The sequence below is a fragment of the Calditrichota bacterium genome (assembly GCA_013152715.1).
In the GTDB taxonomy this organism is placed as follows: domain Bacteria; phylum Zhuqueibacterota; class Zhuqueibacteria; order Thermofontimicrobiales; family Thermofontimicrobiaceae; genus 4484-87.
The window spans coordinates 123,779-143,160 of record JAADFU010000094.1 but is presented as its reverse complement, the minus strand read 5'-3'; the positions used below and the strand labels follow the sequence as shown (position 1 = coordinate 143,160).

Here is a 19,382-nt window from a genome sequence, read left to right as displayed (position 1 = left end):
GTATCTCGAGATTATCTCAGACAACTCATTCTCGACCGCGATGTTTTCATTGAGACGATCAAAGACAGGAAAGGAAAATACGGCAGATACCTCGGCGAAATCTGGGCGACGGATGAAAATGGCGAATACTACAACGTAAATGATCGTATGATGAAGGAAGGCTACGCCGAACCGTATGGGGGATGAAATTTTTGGGAATTATCAGTGCTGTGTTCCTAGTTTAGAGTTTTTGGGGAGGCAAAAGTTGGCACTCCAAGCAAAGAAATTATGACAAAAGAAAAATCAGCGACGTGAAAATAGAAAAAGAGATTGTCGTCATCGGGGACCGGATTTTGATTAATCCGGACACTGACAAACAAAAAACACCCAGCGGTCTTTACCTGCCGCAAGGTGTCACCACAAAAGAACAAATTCACAGCGGCCTGGTGCTCAAAACAGGCCCCGGCTACATTTTACCGGCAACTGATTCGTCCGAGCCCTGGCTGGAAAAACAAATTAAACCGCGCTACATTCCGCTGCAAGTCCACCCCGGCGATTACGCCATTTTCCTGCGCAAAGAGGCAGTCGAGATCGAATATGAAAATAAAAAATATCTCATTGTCCCGCAATCCGCGGTGCTGGCTGTTGTGCGGGATAAAATTTCTCCGGAAATCGAAGAATAAATTTCAGCACAAAGCGTGAAGAACCGCATTTCTGATTCGTTTGCTAAAATTGCCAGAGCAACTTTGGGAATTTAGTTCACTTACTTTTTTCATTTATTATTCGATCAATTCCCCGAAAATAACTCTCCTTTCCCAGCCCTGAAATCTGTTGCAAACAAACATCTTTGATCACAGAAATTTTCCTGAATGGCTCGCGATTGTGAATATCGGACAAATGGACTTCCACGGTGGGAATTTGCGTCCCGGCAATGGCGTCTCGCAACGCATAGCTGTAATGAGTCAGGGCGCCGGGGTTAATAATCAAACCAGTTATTTTTTTTCTCACAGAATGAATCCGATCGATGATTTCACCTTCGTGATTGGATTGAAAAAAGGAGATTTTTACACCTCTGGCTCTGGCATATTTTTTTATTTCACGATTCAAATCAGCGAGGCGCATCTGTCCGTAAATTTCCGGTTCGCGCTCGCCGAGCAAATTTAAATTCGGGCCGTGAATCACTAAAAATTCTTGCGCCATCGTCAACTTCGCTCCAAATTGAATACTTTGTCCATTGCCATTCTCAATTTTTCTTCCGGCAAATTTGTAACAATTTTTGTCGCACCAATGTCGCTCAGTAGAATCAAAGGCAATTTTTCGCTGATTCGTTTTTTGTCTTTCTTCATGTATTGCAGTAATTCAACGCTGCTAATCTCTTTCGGCACAGGCGGTACCGGCATCCGCTTCATGAACTTATCGATGCGCTTAAATTTTTCTTTTGAAATCAATTTTTCCGCAACAGAAATGTAAGTCATAACACGCATGCCCCAGATGACTGCTTCGCCGTGGCGGAAATATCGGTAGCCAGTCGCTGCCTCCAACGCATGTGCGGGAGTGTGGCCGAAATTCAAAATCCGCCGCAGTCCGCCTTCTTTCTCATCCTGCGCAACAATTTCCGCCTTGTTTTCACAGCAGCGAGCGATAATTTGTTCGAGCAAATCGAAATCCAACTTTTGTGCTGACAGAATTTCTGTCTCATCCAGCAACGCAAACAACTCTTTGTCGCGTATCAGGGCATACTTGACAACTTCGCCGAATCCGGCATTTAGTTCTCGGCGATCCAATGTTTTGAGCACGAGCGGATCAATGACAACGAATTTCGGCTGGTGAAATGCGCCAATCAAATTTTTCCCTTCAGGCAAATTTATGCCCACTTTTCCGCCGACACTGCTATCCGTTTGGGCGAGCAATGTTGTGGGAACCTGAACGAAATCTATGCCACGCATGTAAGTCGCTGCGACAAATCCGGCTAAATCACCGACGACACCCCCGCCGAGAGCCAGAACAGCCGAACTGCGATCGATGCCGGCAGTAATCATTTTGCGTACGACGTATTCGTAAATTGACAGTTGTTTGGAAGATTCGCCCTCAGCAACTTCAATGTATTCCACGTCAAAATTAGCATCCGATAATGAAGCAAGAACCTTTTTTCCGTACAGTGAACTCACGCGAGTGTCAGTGATGAGTACGAACTTTTTTGTTACAGACCCTTCTTCCAAAATAAGAGGCAAATCCGCTAATGCATTCGCAGCAATGATTATCGGATAGCTGCGTTCACCTAATTCAACAGCAATTTCGCTCATACAAAATCCTTAATTTTCTGGTAAATTTTCTCGGCAATCAACTCCGGCGTCAGATTATTCGCGTCAATGATGATGTCCGCTTTTTCATAAATTGGCGCCCTTTGAGTCAGCAAACTTGTTATTTTTTCCAGCCTGTCCTCCGCTTGACTCAATAAAGGCCTGTTCAAATCATTTTTCACTCTGTTTAAAATCTCATTTGCGTCGCACTGCAAGTAAACCATCAGACCGGATTTTTTGAGAGTCAGCCAGTTGCTCGAATCCACTACAGCGCCCCCGCCGACAGACACCAGCATATTTTTGAACTTGCAGACAATTTGAATCGCTTCCCGCTCTTTTTCGCGAAAAAATTGTTCGCCGTCTTCAGCGAAAATTTCCGGAATGGTTTTGCCGGTTTCGTTGATGATCCATTCATCCGTGTCAAAAAAGGCGCGGTTCATTTTTTTCGCCAGTAAAGGCCCCACAGTGCTTTTGCCCGAGCCCATGAAGCCGATGAGGTAAATATTTTTTTGAGGATGTTTAATCATTTGCTTTTAACAATATGTTAAGTTTAATTCTTTCAAAGCTTTGGAAGGATGATGCGACTTCAAGGTAGTTTTTCCAAGTAATTCTCAAAATTCCGCCTCGTTTCCTCAATCGAATCTCCTCCAAATTTTTCGCAAAATTCATCTGCCAAAACGAGCGCCAAAACGGATTCCGCCACTACTGCCGCTGCTGGGACGGCGCATACGTCCGAACGTTCCTTGTGGGCACTAACTGCTTGCTTTGTTTCCAGATCAACGGAACGCAGCGGTCTCATCAGCGTGGGAATCGGTTTCATTGTACACTTGACGACAATCGGCTCGCCGTTGGTCATTCCCCCTTCCAGTCCGCCGGCGCGATTCGTTCGTCGAAAAATATTTCCGTTTTCATCCGTGAAAATTTCATCATGAACATCAGACCCCCATGTTCCTCCCGCGAGTTTTCCTATTCCGATTTCCACACATTTTATTGCCGGAATGCTCATCATGGCGCCGGCAATTTTCCCGTCTAATTTTCTATCCCAATGCACATGGCTGCCCAGCCCGGGCGGCAGAAAAAAAGTGCCGATTTCGATTTCACCCCCCAGAGACTCCCCTTTTTCTTTTGCCAGATCAATTTCTTGGCACATCTTCTCCCCGACCTCTTTTGAGAAGCAGCGAACCGGTGATTGTTCCACACGAGCGTAAAGGTCTTGCAAACGTCCTTGCCACTGATTTTTTTCTGCGGAAGTCCACGAAATGAGCGAAAAAGAACTCAGCACGTCTCCAATGCGCTTTACGTGGCTGACAATTTGAATCCCAAATTGTCGCAGCAACTGTCCCGCAATTGCGCCTATTGCCACCCGAATGGCAGTTTCTCTGGCACTGGCGCGTTCCAAGACGTTACGTAAATCTTCATGTCCGTATTTTCCCGCCCCGGGTAAATCAGCATGTCCAGGTCTGGGAATGGTGACTTTTGTTACACTGCTCAAATCATCCAATTTTTCGACACTCATACTTTCCCGCCAGTTTTCCCAATCTCGATTTTTAATCATCACCGCCACCGGGCTACCGAGAGTCTTTCCATGCCGCACGCCAGACAAAATAACTGCCTCGTCTTTCTCAATTTTCATGCGACCGCCTCTACCGTAACCTTGCTGACGTCGGGAGAGCTGAAGATTTACCACGCCAATATCAATTTCCAGACCAGCGGGTAACCCCTCTATAATTCCCACCAGGGCTGGTCCATGCGATTCACCGGCAGTCAAATATCTGATTTTAGCCATTTTCTTCTAATGCCTCGATAATTTTATTTTTTAAGTTGTTGAAAAAATTGGAGACGTCAATTTCTTTGCCTAACCATATCTCCAGCGAAGCAATGCCTTGAAAAATTAACATTTCAAGGCCATTTTGTATCTGCACGCCCTGTTTTCGGGCAAAACTCAGCAAGGCGGTCTCCGCCGGATTGTAAATCAGATCAAAAACGAACATTTTTGAATTCAATTTCAAATCATAGGGCAATGGACTTTTCTCAATGTCCGGAGCCATGCCCACATTTGTTGCGTTGACCAAAATGGCTGCATTCTCGACATCGCGGTAAAGCTGACGATCTTTCAAATCGTGAGCAAAAAAAACACTGATGCCAGTTTTTTTTACTAAAAAAGCTGCCATTATTTGCGCGTTGGGCAAAGAGCGATTGTAAATAGCAATTTCTTTGCACCCGAGACGCAACAATCCTAACGCCACTGCCCTCGCTGATCCACCAGCGCCTAACAAAATAGCTTTCTCCCCCTCCAAATTTACGCCAAAATTAATGACTGCGTTCATGAATCCTTTCACGTCCGTATTGAAACCCAAAGCCTTTCCGTGCGAGAAAAGTACCGTATTTACCGCCGCCAACTGCGCTGCGTCATCGTGAACCTCATCGAGATATTGAATGATATTTTGCTTGTGCGGCAGCGTAACATTTATTCCGCGAAAATTCAACGCGCGAAACCCATCAATGGCGTGAGGCAAATCCCGGTCAATTACGCGAAAGGCATGGTAGCAAAAATTTAGCCCAAGTTTCTGAAAAATGAAATTGTGCATGATCGGCGACAAACTATGCTCGATGGGATCGCCAATGACGCCGAGCATTCCTGTTTTTGCATCAGGCATAAATCTTCTCCAATTGTACGAAAAAACTCGGATGAGAAATATCCGCGCACTCAGCTCCTAAAATTTCCGTTTCCCCTTCGGCTACCAGCCCGGCAACGGCAAAGGACATGGCAATACGATGATCGCCAAAGCTGTCAATTTTTGTGCCCTTCAACTTCTGACTTCCCTGAATAACCAAACCATCAGGCAATTCCTGAACTTGAGCGCCCATCTTTTTCAGATTTTCCACCACAGAACGGATGCGGTCGGTCTCTTTCACCCGCAATTCCACGGCATCGCGAATGACAGTTTCTCCTTCTGCCTGAGTCGCTAAAATCGCGATAATCGGAATTTCGTCAATGACTCGCGGAATCAGCGCGCCGCCAATTTCGACGCCTTTTAACTTGTGCGAAGTCATGATCAAATCTGCCATTTCCTCGTTATTTGTAATTTTGAAGTTCTCAATGCGCACGTTTTTGCCCATCATTTTCAGCACATCCAGAATGCCGGTACGAGACGGATTCATGCCCACATTTTTGAGGCGAATTTCGGAATCAGGGACAATCGCCGCGGCTGCCAGAAAAAAAGCAGCGGACGAAATATCGCCAGGCACGATAATTTTTTTCGCCCTCAATCGCGGAAAAGATTTAACAACAACCCTGCGTTTTTTAGCAACAATTTCTGCGCCTAAAAAATCCAGCATCCGTTCCGTGTGATCCCGGGAGAGGGCAGGCTCATCCACAATTGTCTCGCCCTCGGCAAACAGGCCCGCCAACAAAATGCTCGACTTCACCTGCGCACTGGCAATTTTCAGCTTGTGCTCAATTCCTTTCAACGCGCCTTTTTCAATGCACAGCGGCGCAAAATTATCATTCCTGCCAGAAATCACAGCACCCATTGCTCGCAGCGGTTCAATGATGCGCCTCATCGGTCGTCTTCGCAACGATTCATCGCCGGTAATGCAGCTCGGAAATTCCTGCCCCGCTAAAATCCCGGACAAAAGCCGCATTGTGGTTCCTGAGTTTCCGGCATCGAGCACTTTGTCCGGCTGATTTAGTCCAACCAATCCTTTCCCTTGAACAACGCAGCGGTTATTTGCCATTTCAATTTTGATGCCTAATTCCCGCAAACATTGCGCCGTGCTTTTTACATCCTGACAAGCGGACAAATTGTAAATTTCGCTTTCCCCATCAGCGAGACTCGTCAGCATCAACGCCCGATGGGAAATCGACTTGTCGCCGGGAAGTTCAATTTCGCCTGCCAACTTTCTCACCGGCACGATAACTTTTTTCATTATCACCTCTTTCTGCACTCAAAGCCAATTCCGCGCAGCAATTTCATCGCATCCTCTCTGTCCTGTTTTGTTTCAAACGAAAGTCGAATGGTTCCGCCCTCCAACAATCTTACTTTCAGCACTTCAATATCGCGAATGTTGATTTTATGTTCAGCGAGGACAGTTGCCATCCTGGCGATGACACCCGGTTTGTCATCCACAACTACGGCGATGTCGTAATTTGGATTGATAAAACCTTTTGTGTCTCTGGGAATGGAAAGTCTGATTCTGGCAGCATCCTCGAATTGCTTTTTCAAAAAATTGATTTCAAATTGATTCCGGAATTCAGAAAGATAATCAATAAATTGATCCAAAAAAGAAAGAATCTGTTCGTCATTTGTGCGGCAAATATCTTCCCACATGGCGAACGGACTGGAAGCGATGCGTGTCATGTCCCTAAATCCGCCGGCAGCCAATTGCAAAAAATGTGGCTGCTGTTCGTTGCAGCGATTGATGAAATTAACGAGAGAGACAGCTAACATCTGCGGCAAATGACTCACGCCGGCAGCAATGCGATCGTGCGTTGCGGAATCGAGCACCAAAATTTTAGCGCCGATTTCAGCCAATAGATCTGCCAGATTTTCAATAATATCATTTGGCGTTTTTGGCTGCGGCGTTAAAATGTAAAAACAATTTTCAAACAAAAACGGGTCCGCCGCGTCAAACCCGCTCTTTTCGGAGCCAGCCATGGGATGTCCTCCGACAAAATATTGCTGCGAAGAGAACACCTGTGCAGCTATTTCCACAATGCGACGTTTGCTGCTGCCAACATCAGAAATGACAGCGCCAGGCCGTGCGTGGCGGGCTATTTCCGGCAGAAGTTGTTCGATGAGGCTTATTTGCGTGGCCACAAAAATCAAATCTGCATTTTCCACCGCACCAGCTAACTCCTTGTTCGAATAAGTCTCATCAACAATGCCCATTTTTTCAAGTCGTTGAATCGTCTCCGGCAAGTCGACCGCGATGAGCCTCTCCCCTATTTTTTGCCGACGCAGCGACAACAAAAGTGAGCCGCCAATGAGTCCCGTACCGATAACGCATATCGTTGAAAATCGCATGTTTTTTTCCTACACTACTTTTCGATGAACCGCAGAAGCGATGGTTTTAATTTCTCCCATTAATTTTTCGAACTGCTCGGGATACAATGACTGCGCGCCGTCGGACAACGCATTTTCCGGGTGATTGTGCACTTCGATAATCAATCCCTGCGCGCCGGCAGCCACGGCAGCCCGCGCCATGGGAGCAACTTTATCGCGACGGCCGGTTCCGTGACTCGGATCAACAATAATAGGCAGATGGCTCAATTTTTGAATCACCGGGATAGCGGACAAATCCAGCGTATTCCGCGTGGAGTTTTCAAACGTGCGAATTCCGCGCTCGCAAAGAATCACTTTGTAATTTCCGCTAGACATAATGTATTCCGCAGCCATGAGCAATTCCTCAACCGTCGCCGACATGCCGCGTTTGAGAAGTACCGGCTTTTTCGTTTTTCCCAATTGTTTCAGCAACCAAAAATTCTGCATATTTCTCGCACCGACCTGAAAAATATCCACATAATTTTCCATCATCTCGATTTGGCTGACGTCGAGAACTTCGGAAATTACCCCCATGCCAAACTTATCGCCAGCTTCGCGAAGGAATTTTAGTCCGTCTTCTCCCAGACCTTGAAACGAGTAGGGCGAAGTCCGCGGTTTAAAAGCGCCGCCGCGCAACACTTTCACGTCGCTGCCATGCAAAATCTCTGCAATCTCTGAAATTTGCTCTCTGCTTTCCACGGCGCACGGCCCTGCCATCATAACGACGTTGTTGCCGCCAATTTGCGCGCCGCAACACGGGACGATGGTGTCTTCTTGCTTGAACTCTCGACTGGCCAATTTGTAAGATTTTGTAATGGAAATGACTTCTCGAACTCCAGCCAAAAGCTCCAGATTCCTGCGGTCAATATCTCTTCGTTCGCCAACAGCTCCGATGACTGTCCGCTCAGCGCCATCGGATCGGTGCACGTCGTAGCCCAGAGATTTAATCTTGGTCTCTACAACGAGAATTTCTTCTTCGGTCGCCTGATCTTCCATGATTACCACCATTTCTGTCTCCCTGTTTTATTTTTGAATTTCACGACATTGCCGGATAATTGTCTGATAAATTTTTTCCAGAGATTTTTCACTGAGCGGACCTTCATTCAACAACTTAATCCTGTCAAAAACGATCTTTTCTCTGCTCGCGTCGAAGATCTCTTTTCCGCTCAATTTTTTCATTTTGCCAAGGCGTTTTGCTATTTCTGCTCTTTGATTCAACAAAGAAACAATCTGCCCGTCAATCTTGTCAATGCGGGCGCGCAAATTCTCCAATTCCCTCACGTGAACCTCCTAAAAACAAAAAACCCGCTACCTTGTTTTGATAGCGGGTTTGATTTAAAAATTCTGATTGTTCAATGCACAAACGATTCCCACCCACTATCTTTACGGAAATAATAAAAATAATAATAAAAGCTAAAATAAACGCCAAAGACAGTTGTGGGAATAAATTGTTTCATCAAAATTTCCTGATTTGTCAGTTACCTGATTGCTGAATATTTTTGTTTAATATAAACAATTCAAAGACAGTTGTCAAGATATTTTTTCAAAAAATGGAAAAAAATGTGAATCGCTATTTGAGTTCATCGATATTTTCTTTGATTTTCAAAATGCCGTCGAGGATATCATCCATGTCCTCTTTTTCACCGAACAGTACATATTGCGGCAGCCAGAGAGCCTCTTCGTAACAAGCTTTTTCAGTTTCCGGCAATTTGTATTGAGTGTAATCGACTCCGACATCTACTCTTTTGCCGCGGGGACCGAATGCCTGATTTTTCATTAAAGGTTGCGTGTAAAGAGGAATCGAGTAGCCAGCGCTGATGATAAATCCTTCTTTGCGCATGGCATCGATGAATTTTGATTTGGGCACATCGCCGAAATATTCTTTTTTGTAACGAAAGATGAACAGGTGATAGGAATTGCTGGTTATTCTCGAATCCTCTGCCAGCGTTTCGACTCCTTTGATTTGCGCCATTTTCTCCAGCAAATATTTGGCGTTCTGTTCGCGTTTCTGCTTCATTTCCCAGTAACGATCGAATTGAGCCAGCAGCACCGCGCCCTGGAACTCAGTCATGCGAAAATTTCCGCCCAGGTAGTAATGCTCGTACCAAATGCCATTTTCCAGCCGGCCGCAATTCATGTACGACTTAGCGAACATGGCAATTTCATCGTCGTTAGTGAGGATAATCCCACCCTCGCCAGCCGTGATGTTTTTGGAAGATTGAAAACTAAAACCGCCGGCGTCGCCCAAAGCGCCGACTCTTTTGCCATTCCACTCCGAACCCCAGGCTTGCGCGGCGTCTTCAACCACCCGCAGATCATGTTTTTTGGCGATGGCATTAATTTTGTCCATGTCGCAGGCGCGTCCGCCGAAATGCACCGGCATAATGCCACGCGTCCGATCAGTGATCGCCTCTTCAATTTTATCCACGTCGATGTTGTAAGTGTCGGGATCAATATCGACAAAAACGGGAATCGCGCCAGCGTCCAGAATTGCTGTCGCCGTGGCAATAAAAGTGTACGCCGGTAAAATAACTTCATCGCCCTGACCAATTCCGACTGCAGACAACGCAATTTTCAGCGCCGTGGTGCCGCTGTTGACGCAAATTCCGTGCTTGGCATTATGAAATGCGGCATATTTTTCGCTGAAAGTTTTGACTTTGTCGCCGTGCAAAGCTCCCCACTTTCCACTCTCAACTACTTCTCTCAAGTTCTTGATCTCATTCTCATCTCTCACAGGCCATTTCGGAAAGGGTTTTTTCCGTAGCGGATCACCGCCATTAATCGCTAATTTTGCCATTTCATTTCTCCTGATCTGTTCATTTTCACGTCGTATTTCATTAGTTTTATTAAACTGAAATCCTCAATTGAAAAGTTCGAAAACAGTGACTGCATTTGTACTTCTCTATTGCTTTGTCATAACAAATAAGAATCTTTTTCAGCAAAAAATGCGCCAGGGTTCATTTTACGATATAATTCTCGTCCAATTGATATTTTTCTATCAAATTTTTCATCTTCATCACATTCAGGCGGGAATTTTCCGGTATTGGCTGACAATGCGTTTCAATCGTGAGAAAATCCGTCTCCTGACTGGATACGATGGCGCGAATTTGCCCGTCCCAATCGATCTCGCCGTCGCCGACAACGGCAAATTCGAATTTTGCACTTTTGTTCTCTTTGACATCTTTGACATGAATCGCCGAAAGATGGCGGCGAATTGCTAGATAACCGTAGGGGTAAGGAATTTCTCCGGACATGTAAGCATTCGCCAAATCCCAATTGGCGCGCAGACTCCCGGAATTGACGTCGTTGAGAATTTTCGCCGTATTTTCACCGGTGTCGGCCCAAGTATCCGCTAAATTCTCCAGCAACAGCGTAAAACCATATTTTTGCGCCAGCGACGCCATCCGCGACAAAATGTGAATGATCTGAATGTAGTTGGTTTCAGGCTCGCGCGGATATTTTTTGAAACCGAAAATGATCACGCGTTTGGTTTCCAGCCGATCCGCCAGCCGAAAAGTTTCGTAAATATTTTCCTCAAGCTGCTGCTTCAATTCAGCTTCATCGCGCAAAGAAATTTGAAACAAGCCGGGCGAAAGCGCCGATATTCGCGCGCCGTACATTTCTTTGAAATGCAATACTGTGTCCACCTCTTCCCTGGACACAAATGGCACTCGGCCCGATTTCAAATAACGCAACTCAAAATCACGAATTCCCCATTCAGTACCAACCTTCACCGCAACGGCAAAATCCCGCGAGATTTCATCCGAAACGACAGCCAGTCGAATCAATTTAACGCCCCTCTTTTTTCCCGTGCCTCCTCAACCGAATGAGTAAAAATTTCTCGCTCAGCGCGCTGGCAGGGTAGCAATCACAGTTTCCGGTAATTTTCTTTGAAATGCTGTTATCTATTCAATTCAAAAAAGCGAAATGAGTTCCCGACTCGCAGAGCAAACTTTTTTTCGCATCAACTTTGATTCCAATTTTTCAAAACCAAATCTCTGGAATGCAGACTATTTTCCAATTGATCGCCGCTGCCTTCGTATTCAATAACTATCATCCCGGAAAATCGCGCCTCACGAACCAGAGAAATCATTCGTCCGTAATCAATCGTTTTCTCATTTCCCGAGCCATCGAAAGCGTAAGTCTTGGCGTGAATTTCTTTTGCATGAGGTAACAATTTTTCGATTTCACTGTACCTGTTTTGCCAGTGCGAAAAATTTCCCAAATCAGGACATGTGCCGAGGAAACTTGAATGATAATGATTCACAAAGAATAAAATGTTTTCCGGCAAGGTTGTGATACCCCAGTGATTTTCAATGGCAAGGGGAATTTTTCTGTTCTCAGCAAGCGGCACAATTTGGTCTAACGCACGCAGCACCCGGCGTTTCACTTGCTCTTTCAACGGACGCGGTCTTTTTGCTTGAATTGTCAGCTTATGTAAAATATGAAAAATTCCGATCTTCTGCAACCAATTTGTCAATTTTTTTTTCTTTTTAATTTCCGTTAGCTGGGAACTTTGCCGATCAACCTTCTTCGACCTCATCCATTTTTGGAAAAAAAATTCATTTCCGCCAAGTAAAATACGCAGCGACCGTGCTTCAAAAAATTCCGCGATTTCCAGCATTTTTTTCGTGTACTGAATTTGCGCCTCCAATTCAAACTCCACGTCTGAAGTGAAATCCGTAGAGATGCCCAATGTCACGCCGATCCCGGTTTCGACAATTGCGTTTTTGAGATGCTGCAAAGTCCCACGAGCGAGATCAGGTAAATGGCGGTCGATGATCTCCACGCCCTGAAAATCATTTTCCTTCGCCAACGCCGGCAAATCCAGGACGCGCTTCTCTCCATTTTCAATCGATTTTTTAATTGCCCAGGATGACAGAAAAATTTGTGGTTGGTCCATTTTTCGCCTGATTTAAATATAACGCCGCATCATTTCCGGTCTGCAACAAACTAAATTCTAATGATTGGTATAAAGGATTTCGTGCGTTCGCATTTAATTTTGATGAGAAAGGGCGGTTTTTTCCCAAGGAAAAACTCGAAACTGCCTTACTCCTGAAACCATTCAAAACTCGCCAAAATTTTTTCAAAATCAGCTTTGACCAGATCGTACGTTTCAAATTTCGCCCGACAGATAACCGCCAATGCGACATCTCCTCGGGCACGGAAAAAAGCCACCAACGCCGGATAGGTAATATTTTTTCGCTCGGGTAATTCCACCATAAAATAGGCGCTCTGAAAAACGCCAGTGCCGCGCGCGGTAACATTCTGCGTTATGACCAGAGAATCGAGCGGAGAGTACAAAGCCGTAATCTCGCCCAAAAATTTCTGCGCCCACCAGACCGGTGTTTTCGATGTATCCGACGGCAGCGCTGCAACGAGTACCTCTCCCCAAATTTCATCCCCGGAATAACGGAGCAGTTCCGCCACCCAATGCGCTTTATCCAATGTTTCCGTGTGGAATCCAAATTCAGGCGCTTGTTTGATATTTCTTTCCATAGCAATGCGCCAGCGCGTACTCGGCCGGGAAATGCCGAACAAATAGATTCGGTTGTAATAGACGTTGCCGACGATAGTTTCTTTTCCCTCAAAATGCGGCATGAAACGCAAAGGCACGCTCATTTTGAAAATGCCAGTCCTGGAGGCAATAATAAGAACAATGACAACGGCAAGAATAATTAATAAAAATATGATTTGTGTTCTGATGTTTGATTGGCGGAAAAACATTTTCATCCCTCGTATTGTCAATTTTATGAACTATAAATTTAAAAATTAAATAATTAAAGTCAATCAAAAAATTCACTAATTTCTTGATTTTTTGTTTGAGAATGATTACTTTTCTAAAAAGAAAGTCATTGACTTCGAGAGGCGCCATTGAATCAGCCAAAAAAAATTACCTTTCTGCAAATCAGCTTTGTTGCCATGGGGTTTACCGCCATGATGACGCAAATTGTGCTGCTGCGGGAATTTTTGAGCTTGTTCGTCGGCAACGAGTTAACCATTGGCATTGTGTTGGCGATGTGGCTGCTGTTCAATGCCATTGGCGCCGGCGCCTTGAGTCCCGTCGCGTCCCGCAGCAAAAGTCCAATCAATTTATTCAGATGGATGCTGTTCGCGCTGGCGTGGCTGATTTTGCTCGTCATGCTTGCCATCTCGTCGGTGCGCAATTTACTCAATATTCCCATGGGCGAAGGCCTGCCGCCCGGACTCATTTTTCTCACACCCGCTGTGCTGCTCCCGCCGATATGTCTGTTAAGCGGATTCCTTTACGCTTTGGCGTGCAAAATATTGGCGGATGCTAATTCGCGGATACATGAAGTCCCGGGGAGAGTTTATTTGCTGGAAGGCATTGGATCCGGCGTCGCTGCTTTCGTTGCCAGCATTTTTCTGTTCCGCTATCTGGAAAATCGAGATATCGCCCTCATCATCTCGTTAATTAATTTTGCCATTGTTTTATTGCTCAATAGTTTCGTCCTTCGCGATAATAATTTCGTTACTCTGATACTCATTTTAATCAGCGCGTTGTTCGCTTCGCTATTTTTTCCTGACCTTTATTCCCACGCCCAATTAAAAAAATGGGGCGATTTAAAAGTACTTGACTCGCGCACCACCATTTACGGTAACATCGCATTTACGGAATTTGGCGGAACAGTGAGCTATTACGAAAATGGCGTGTTAATTTACTCGCATCCGGACGAGTTGAACGACGAAGAAATTGTGCATTTTGCACTGCTGGAACATCCCCAGCCGAAAAATATTCTTGTCATCAGCGGCAACTGGGCAGGCTTAATTCCGCAGATATTATTTCATCCGAGCATCCAACGAGTCGATTTTCTGCTGCTCGATCCGGAGTCATTTCAAGTGAGCACAAAATTTTTGCCGGCAACCGAGAATCTTCGGCGTGATCCGCGAGTGAAAATCCATTTCGAAGACGGCAGAAAATTTCTCCGGCGAACCAATCAAAAGTACGACGTCATTCTGATCAATCTTCCGCCGCCGCAAACGACCATGCTCAATCGCTATTTCACACAGGAATTTTACCAGCTCGCCGCGAAAAAATTATCTGAAAACGGTGTGCTTTCTTTCTCCGTTCCGGTCGGCGATGTCATCGGGAACGAACAGGCGCAACTCATGGCTTCTCTGCTGAAAACGCTGCGCACCACTTTTGCCGATGTCAAATTTATTCCCGGCTATTCCACGCATTTTCTCGCCAGCAAGACAAAAAATATGCTCACGACAAATTCGGATTCATTGTCCCACAGAATAGCGCAGCGGCACCTACCGACAAAATATATCCGCGACTACTACATCAAATTTCGGCTCACACCAATGAGGTTAAATTATCTCCGCAGCGCTATCGCGAACGCGCCCAGACCGGTCATTAACCGAGATTTACATCCTGTCGTCTACTTCCAAAGCATCTATCTCTGGCTCTCCGGATTTTTCAGCCCGATAATCGGAAAAGCAATTACTGTACAAAAAGCGATCACATGGCTTTCGATTCTCATCATTTTTTTTGCAATTGCTCTATTTGCCCTTTCATTGATCGGGAAAAATAGCAGCGCAAAATCTCCAGCCAAACTGGCAAAATTCACTATTTTCATCGTAGGCAGTGCCTCAATTTCACTGGAGATTATCATCATCAATGGTTTTCAGGCAATTTACGGCTACGCCTACTACCAGATCGCGCTCATCATGAGCGGTTTTATGATCGGACTGGCAGCCGGAAGCTGGTACGCACTGCGAAAACTTCGCCATACAGAGAATTCACTGACAAATCAGATTGTGCGCTATCAATTCATTTTTGCCATTTATCCCCTGCTCCTGTATGCGGTTTTGCAATTTCTCTCCAGCATCACTTTCCCGGAAATTGCCATTCAAATAATTTTCTTTTTACTCATTTCCAGCCTCGGCTTTATCACCGGGCATCAATTTCCTTTCGCGAGCGCAATTTTGAGTTCGAACAGAAGCTCGGCGCCCGAACGTAGTGGCGGATCGCTTTACGCTTTTGACCTGATTGGCTCTGTCGTCGGCTCGATCTTCATTACGATCATTTTGTTGCCATTCTGGGGAGTGGGTTGGAGTTGTTTGTTGTTTGTGGGATTGAATCTAACAGCAGGGCTCTTCTGGATTTTTTTCAATAAAGAAAAATATTCTTTTTGATTACGCTGATTTTTTGCTTGACATTGAAGTCGCTTTCATTTATATTATTGTAAACAAAATAGTTACCCCTAAATAAAACAAATTTCGGCATTTGCCGACTGAATGAATCAGGAAACTGTTCCAATGAATAAAAAAACCTCCCTCAATGCCCTGCTCATCGAAATTTTTTCCATCATCATCGCTGTGATTTTGGGATTTGTCGCTAATGAATGGCGGGAAAATTTCAATAACAAGGCAAAAGCACAATCTGCATTACACAAAATCGCTGCCGAAATCGAGCAAAATCGCGCGCAGTTGCAAAATAAGCAGAAATATTACAAGAAAATGATAAGCGTTTTGGATAGCCTGACCGTGACCCAGCAACACGAAGAAGCAAAAATAGAAGCAATACCCGGCTGGCAGGGATTTAATCCGCCGCTGCTCAGTTCTTCATCTTACAAAACAGCAACGACAATTGGAGTTTTTTCTTTCATCGATTTCGACACGGCAGACCAAATCTCGAAAGTTTATCAAGTACAGGAAGTACTTCAGGGAATAGGCATTATGACAATTAATTCGCTGATTGCTGGTCAAATCAAAGATTATGATTCCGTGAAGTTAATTTTTGCTATTCAATTAGAAATAATCAAAGGTTTACTGACTACGTCCGATCGAGTTTTGTCTGATAAACTGAAAAAATATAGAGAATGATAATTTGCGAGCTATTGTGATTAATCAAAATTGATGCAAGAATGATTTTAGAAATAGCTGTACCAAGTCTTTTTCAAAATATCAACTGTCATCAAAAAACGGGAGAAGAATTATGATTAATTTCATGTCGTACTTTGGTTTTGTGATTTTCTTCATCTGGCTGGGTGTCGTCATTTTTGTTCTGACTCTTGCTTTCAGATTGGTTAGAGCTGTTGAACGTATCGCCGACAAGATTGAACGAAAATAATTCGCCCGAAAAGAGTAGCATTAATAGCTACAAGAGTTTCGAGTTTCGAGTTTTGCGTTTCGAGCTACGAGCTGTTGGAGGGAAGTGCGATTATTTAAATAAAATTACGTATTAGTGCAAAATAATACAATATAGTTCAGTTATTTTGAAATTAAACTTAAATTAGTTAATTTATATCCGTAGTTCCCGAAAACATTCTTTTAAAAATTGATTCTCGAAACTACAAACCCGAAACTCGAAACTACAAAATAGCTACTTCACGCATGAAAATGACTCCGGGGCTATCTATTCTGAAAAACTTCTTTCGCGGTCACGGTAAATATTTCATAAAGATGCACTGCAACGCCGGCAGTAAATAACAGCCAGAGAACATAGCTAAGGAAATCAGCAATAGAAGAAGCAGTCACCTGGCTGAAAATCAGGTTAAACAACCAAAAAAGACCATCGCGAATCAAAATATTCAGCGACCGGCTAAAAGTGCCGATAAACACAGCAGTGAAAACTGAAAGCCAGATTTTAAATTTGCTTTCTCTGGCGCCGGCGTAGCGTGCCATTAAGAAAATTGTGAGTCCCAGAATGAAGGAAATCCATACTATCATGGCGCTGTAAACGCCAAAGAATTGAATCTTGGGCCAGCGGCTGGCCTCGATGACATAAAATCTGCCAATAGATTTTTTTGTTATTTTCCCCTCTTTCGATTTATTTTGAACTGTAGTGACGTCTTCATCATCGCCGCTGTAAGTTTTGTACTGAGCCAGCACAGCGTTCGTGTTGATTGCCAGTAACAACATCACAATGAGTAATAAAATAGTCGTTTTTTTGATTTTCATATCAAAACACTCCGTGATTAACCGAAACAATTATCGTTTTGCTTTGTCGCCTGAAAAAAATCATAAATTTTGCTTGTAAAATTCATTCCGATTTTGTATTTTATTTTTTAGAAATGAGCAACGGACTATTTCAGAGGACGCTACCTTGAAAAAAAGAGCATTCGTCGAAAATGACCTCTTGTTAATTTATGTTGAGAATAAACCTTCATCTTTCGCCCGCGTCGAGAAAATCTACGCCGATGCGAAACCGAATTGGTGGCGCGTCAAACTCCTCGTGCTGCAGGTCCCGGTTTTCACCGCCACCTGGATTCTGGACAACGATCAGATTCGCGGCGGCGAGTTCACGATCAACGGCGTCCCCATGCGCATCGAAATCGTCAAAATTCCCAAAGAATCAGCCGAAGCTATCATCGAAAAGAAAAAACCGAGTCGCCAAGCAGCAAACGGACAAAAAGCCAGAATTTTATCCCTTTCCCGAGGGGACGACTGAATTGGATTCGCGAACCAGACCGTCAATTTCAATTTTCCAGCAAACTCATTTGACTCAAGATTTCTCGTAAACTGCAACCATCAGTGAAATGAATCGTTTGATAGCCCACTTTTTTTGCCGCTTCAATATTCTCCGCAGTGTCGTCAATCAAAAGGCATCGCTCGGGTTTTGTTTGCAACTCCCGCGCGACAAGTTTGAATATTTCCGGATCCGGTTTTTTCATTCGCAAAGCAAAAGAAAGAAACTTTTTCGAGAAAAGCCGCATCACCGAAAAATTGCGCTCGCAGTAGTCATAATGCCAGGCATCGATATTGGATAAAATGGATAGCGAAAAATTCCTTTGCGCCAGTTCCTCGACAATTGCCACGCTCTCCGGAATCTCGCCATCCAACATGCCCAGCCAGAGTTTTTTGAACTCTTCCAATGAAACATTTTTCCCAAACAATGCACAAATTTCGCGGTGAAACTCTTCGCCAGAAATTTCCCCCACGAAAAATTTCTTGTGGGGGTCCCTGTCGTCCGCATTCAAAATCAATTGCGCATCTGTATTGAATAGTTCCGCAAATCTTTGGGCAAAGTCCAAAAACGCAACTCTGACCAAAACCTGTCCCAGATCAAAAATAATGTGCTGCACCATACCTTTCCAGTCGCCTTCCATTGTTCAGTTTTCTATTTTAAAAAATCTTCCATCAATTGCTCGCTCAACTGATAGGGCGAAGTCTCGCCGCCAAGCGCTTGCTTCAACTTTTTCTGCAATAATTTTTCCCGCTCCTGTTTCCAGAATTCCTGCTGCAACGATTCCGCCACGCGCTGTCGAACGATTCTTTCCAGACGTCTCAACTTTTTCTCAGTGCGAAGATCATTGCTCACCAGAAACGCACGATGACGTTCGATTTTTTCAATCAGTTCTTCCACCCCGACGGCGGTACTGGCGATTGTCTGAACTACCGGCGGCCTCCATTCCCGCGAATCATTGCCTAGATTAATAGCGTACTCGATTTCGATTTTCGTGCGATCTGCGCCGTCCCGATCCGATTTATTAACGACAAAAATGTCCGCAATTTCCATTAAACCGGCTTTCATCGCTTGAATGGCATCGCCCGATTCCGGAACGAGCACAACGATTGTCGTGTCCGCGGCTTCAACGATATCCAACTCCGATTGCCCCACGCCGACGGTTTCGAAAATAACCATGCCGAACCCATCCAGTAAATCCGCGACCTCTTGCGCCCGCTGCGCCAGACCGCCGAGACTGCCGCGTGTCGCCATGCTGCGGATGAAAACGCCGGCGTCGGTCGCCAAATCGTTCATTCGAATGCGATCTCCGAGAAGAGCGCCGCCGGAAAACGGACTCGTCGGATCAACCGCGATGATGCCCATTTTTTTTTGCTGCTGACGAAATTTCTTCGTCAACTGATCCACGAGAGTGCTTTTCCCGACGCCGGGGGGCCCGGTAATGCCGATGCGATAGGCATGACCAGTACGCGGAAAAATTTTATCCAGAATCTGCTTGCTTTGCTCATCTTCATTTTCAATCAGAGAAATTAATCGCGCCAACGCTCGTCTGTCGCCCTGTTCATATTTTTCAATTACGTCTTTCATATTTATCCTGTAAATTTCCGGAATTACATTTTTTGC

General features: G+C 44.8%; 21 protein-coding genes. 5 read left to right on the top strand and 16 right to left on the bottom strand.

Features of this window, described 5'->3' with window-relative positions; genetic code table 11:
• Both GXO74_07860 and GXO74_07855 read left to right on the top strand, forming a co-directional pair.
• The coding region (locus GXO74_07860; protein NOZ61584.1) for a nuclease at window positions 1–186 on the top strand (186 nt) is incomplete at its 5' end.
• 95 nt (window positions 187–281) lie between these two features.
• Window positions 282–662 (top strand): co-chaperone GroES, encoded by a 381-nt coding sequence (locus tag GXO74_07855; protein NOZ61583.1) that lies wholly within the window; start codon window positions 282–284, stop codon window positions 660–662.
• A gap of 76 nt (window positions 663–738) precedes the next feature.
• Here the strand turns inward: GXO74_07855 and aroQ are convergent, their stop codons facing one another.
• The 13 genes from aroQ to GXO74_07790 all read right to left on the bottom strand — a co-directional run bounded on the left by aroQ (window position 739) and on the right by GXO74_07790 (window position 13,051).
• Window positions 739–1,179 (bottom strand): type II 3-dehydroquinate dehydratase, encoded by a 441-nt coding sequence (gene aroQ / locus GXO74_07850; protein ID NOZ61582.1) that lies wholly within the window; start codon window positions 1,177–1,179, stop codon window positions 739–741.
• 2 nt (window positions 1,180–1,181) lie between these two features.
• On the bottom strand, window positions 1,182–2,282 hold the full coding sequence (gene aroB, locus GXO74_07845; protein NOZ61581.1) for a 3-dehydroquinate synthase: 1,101 nt from the start codon (window positions 2,280–2,282) through the stop codon (window positions 1,182–1,184).
• The gene (locus GXO74_07840) at window positions 2,279–2,806 is read right to left on the bottom strand and encodes a shikimate kinase (GenBank protein NOZ61580.1); all 528 of its coding nucleotides are present in this window, start codon (window positions 2,804–2,806) and stop codon (window positions 2,279–2,281) included. Before GXO74_07840 ends, aroB begins: the two co-directional genes overlap by 4 nt.
• 59 nt (window positions 2,807–2,865) lie before the next feature.
• A complete protein-coding gene (gene aroC / locus GXO74_07835) occupies window positions 2,866–4,056 on the bottom strand; it encodes a chorismate synthase (protein ID NOZ61579.1) in 1,191 nt (396 codons plus the stop codon).
• 1 nt (window position 4,057) lies between these two features.
• Complete coding sequence (locus GXO74_07830) at window positions 4,058–4,936, bottom strand: shikimate dehydrogenase (protein ID NOZ61578.1); 879 nt, start codon at window positions 4,934–4,936, stop codon at window positions 4,058–4,060.
• A complete protein-coding gene (gene aroA / locus GXO74_07825) occupies window positions 4,929–6,209 on the bottom strand; it encodes a 3-phosphoshikimate 1-carboxyvinyltransferase (GenBank protein ID NOZ61577.1) in 1,281 nt (426 codons plus the stop codon). Before aroA ends, GXO74_07830 begins: the two co-directional genes overlap by 8 nt.
• A 2-nt stretch (window positions 6,210–6,211) precedes the next feature.
• Window positions 6,212–7,306, bottom strand: coding sequence for a prephenate dehydrogenase (locus GXO74_07820; GenBank protein ID NOZ61576.1), 1,095 nt, complete (start codon window positions 7,304–7,306; stop codon window positions 6,212–6,214).
• Between the two features lie 9 nt (window positions 7,307–7,315).
• On the bottom strand, window positions 7,316–8,332 hold the full coding sequence (gene aroF / locus GXO74_07815; GenBank protein ID NOZ61575.1) for a 3-deoxy-7-phosphoheptulonate synthase: 1,017 nt from the start codon (window positions 8,330–8,332) through the stop codon (window positions 7,316–7,318).
• 15 nt (window positions 8,333–8,347) lie between these two features.
• On the bottom strand, window positions 8,348–8,605 hold the full coding sequence (locus tag GXO74_07810; protein ID NOZ61574.1) for a chorismate mutase: 258 nt from the start codon (window positions 8,603–8,605) through the stop codon (window positions 8,348–8,350).
• Window positions 8,606–8,894: 289 nt separating this feature from the next.
• Entirely contained in the window at window positions 8,895–10,121 is a 1,227-nt protein-coding gene (locus GXO74_07805; GenBank protein NOZ61573.1) for a DegT/DnrJ/EryC1/StrS family aminotransferase, read from the bottom strand.
• A 160-nt stretch (window positions 10,122–10,281) separates the two neighbouring features.
• Window positions 10,282–11,112: a sugar phosphate isomerase/epimerase gene (locus tag GXO74_07800; protein NOZ61572.1), complete on the bottom strand. Its 831-nt coding sequence runs from the start codon at window positions 11,110–11,112 to the stop codon at window positions 10,282–10,284.
• 176 nt (window positions 11,113–11,288) lie between these two features.
• Window positions 11,289–12,227 (bottom strand): sugar phosphate isomerase/epimerase, encoded by a 939-nt coding sequence (locus GXO74_07795; GenBank protein ID NOZ61571.1) that lies wholly within the window; start codon window positions 12,225–12,227, stop codon window positions 11,289–11,291.
• 146 nt (window positions 12,228–12,373) lie between these two features.
• Entirely contained in the window at window positions 12,374–13,051 is a 678-nt protein-coding gene (locus GXO74_07790; GenBank protein NOZ61570.1) for a hypothetical protein, read from the bottom strand.
• 147 nt (window positions 13,052–13,198) lie between these two features.
• Between GXO74_07790 and GXO74_07785 the strand changes: the two genes are divergently transcribed.
• Both GXO74_07785 and GXO74_07780 read left to right on the top strand, forming a co-directional pair.
• Window positions 13,199–15,487: a hypothetical protein gene (locus GXO74_07785; protein ID NOZ61569.1), complete on the top strand. Its 2,289-nt coding sequence runs from the start codon at window positions 13,199–13,201 to the stop codon at window positions 15,485–15,487.
• 123 nt (window positions 15,488–15,610) lie between these two features.
• Window positions 15,611–16,177, top strand: coding sequence for a hypothetical protein (locus GXO74_07780; GenBank protein ID NOZ61568.1), 567 nt, complete (start codon window positions 15,611–15,613; stop codon window positions 16,175–16,177).
• Between the two features lie 528 nt (window positions 16,178–16,705).
• On the opposite strand, the gene GXO74_07775 is transcribed toward GXO74_07780, so the two are convergent.
• The gene (locus tag GXO74_07775) at window positions 16,706–17,254 is read right to left on the bottom strand and encodes a hypothetical protein (GenBank protein NOZ61567.1); all 549 of its coding nucleotides are present in this window, start codon (window positions 17,252–17,254) and stop codon (window positions 16,706–16,708) included.
• A gap of 145 nt (window positions 17,255–17,399) precedes the next feature.
• Here GXO74_07775 and GXO74_07770 point away from each other — a divergent pair, with 145 nt between their 5' ends.
• A complete protein-coding gene (locus GXO74_07770; protein ID NOZ61566.1) occupies window positions 17,400–17,744 on the top strand; it encodes a hypothetical protein in 345 nt (114 codons plus the stop codon).
• A 28-nt stretch (window positions 17,745–17,772) separates the two neighbouring features.
• Here GXO74_07770 and GXO74_07765 read toward each other — a convergent pair whose 3' ends face one another.
• Both GXO74_07765 and meaB read right to left on the bottom strand, forming a co-directional pair.
• Window positions 17,773–18,402, bottom strand: a complete 630-nt coding sequence (locus GXO74_07765) for an HAD family phosphatase (GenBank protein ID NOZ61565.1) — start codon at window positions 18,400–18,402, stop codon at window positions 17,773–17,775.
• A gap of 11 nt (window positions 18,403–18,413) precedes the next feature.
• Window positions 18,414–19,346: a methylmalonyl Co-A mutase-associated GTPase MeaB gene (gene meaB / locus GXO74_07760; GenBank protein ID NOZ61564.1), complete on the bottom strand. Its 933-nt coding sequence runs from the start codon at window positions 19,344–19,346 to the stop codon at window positions 18,414–18,416.
• Between the last annotated feature and the right edge of the window lie 36 nt (window positions 19,347–19,382).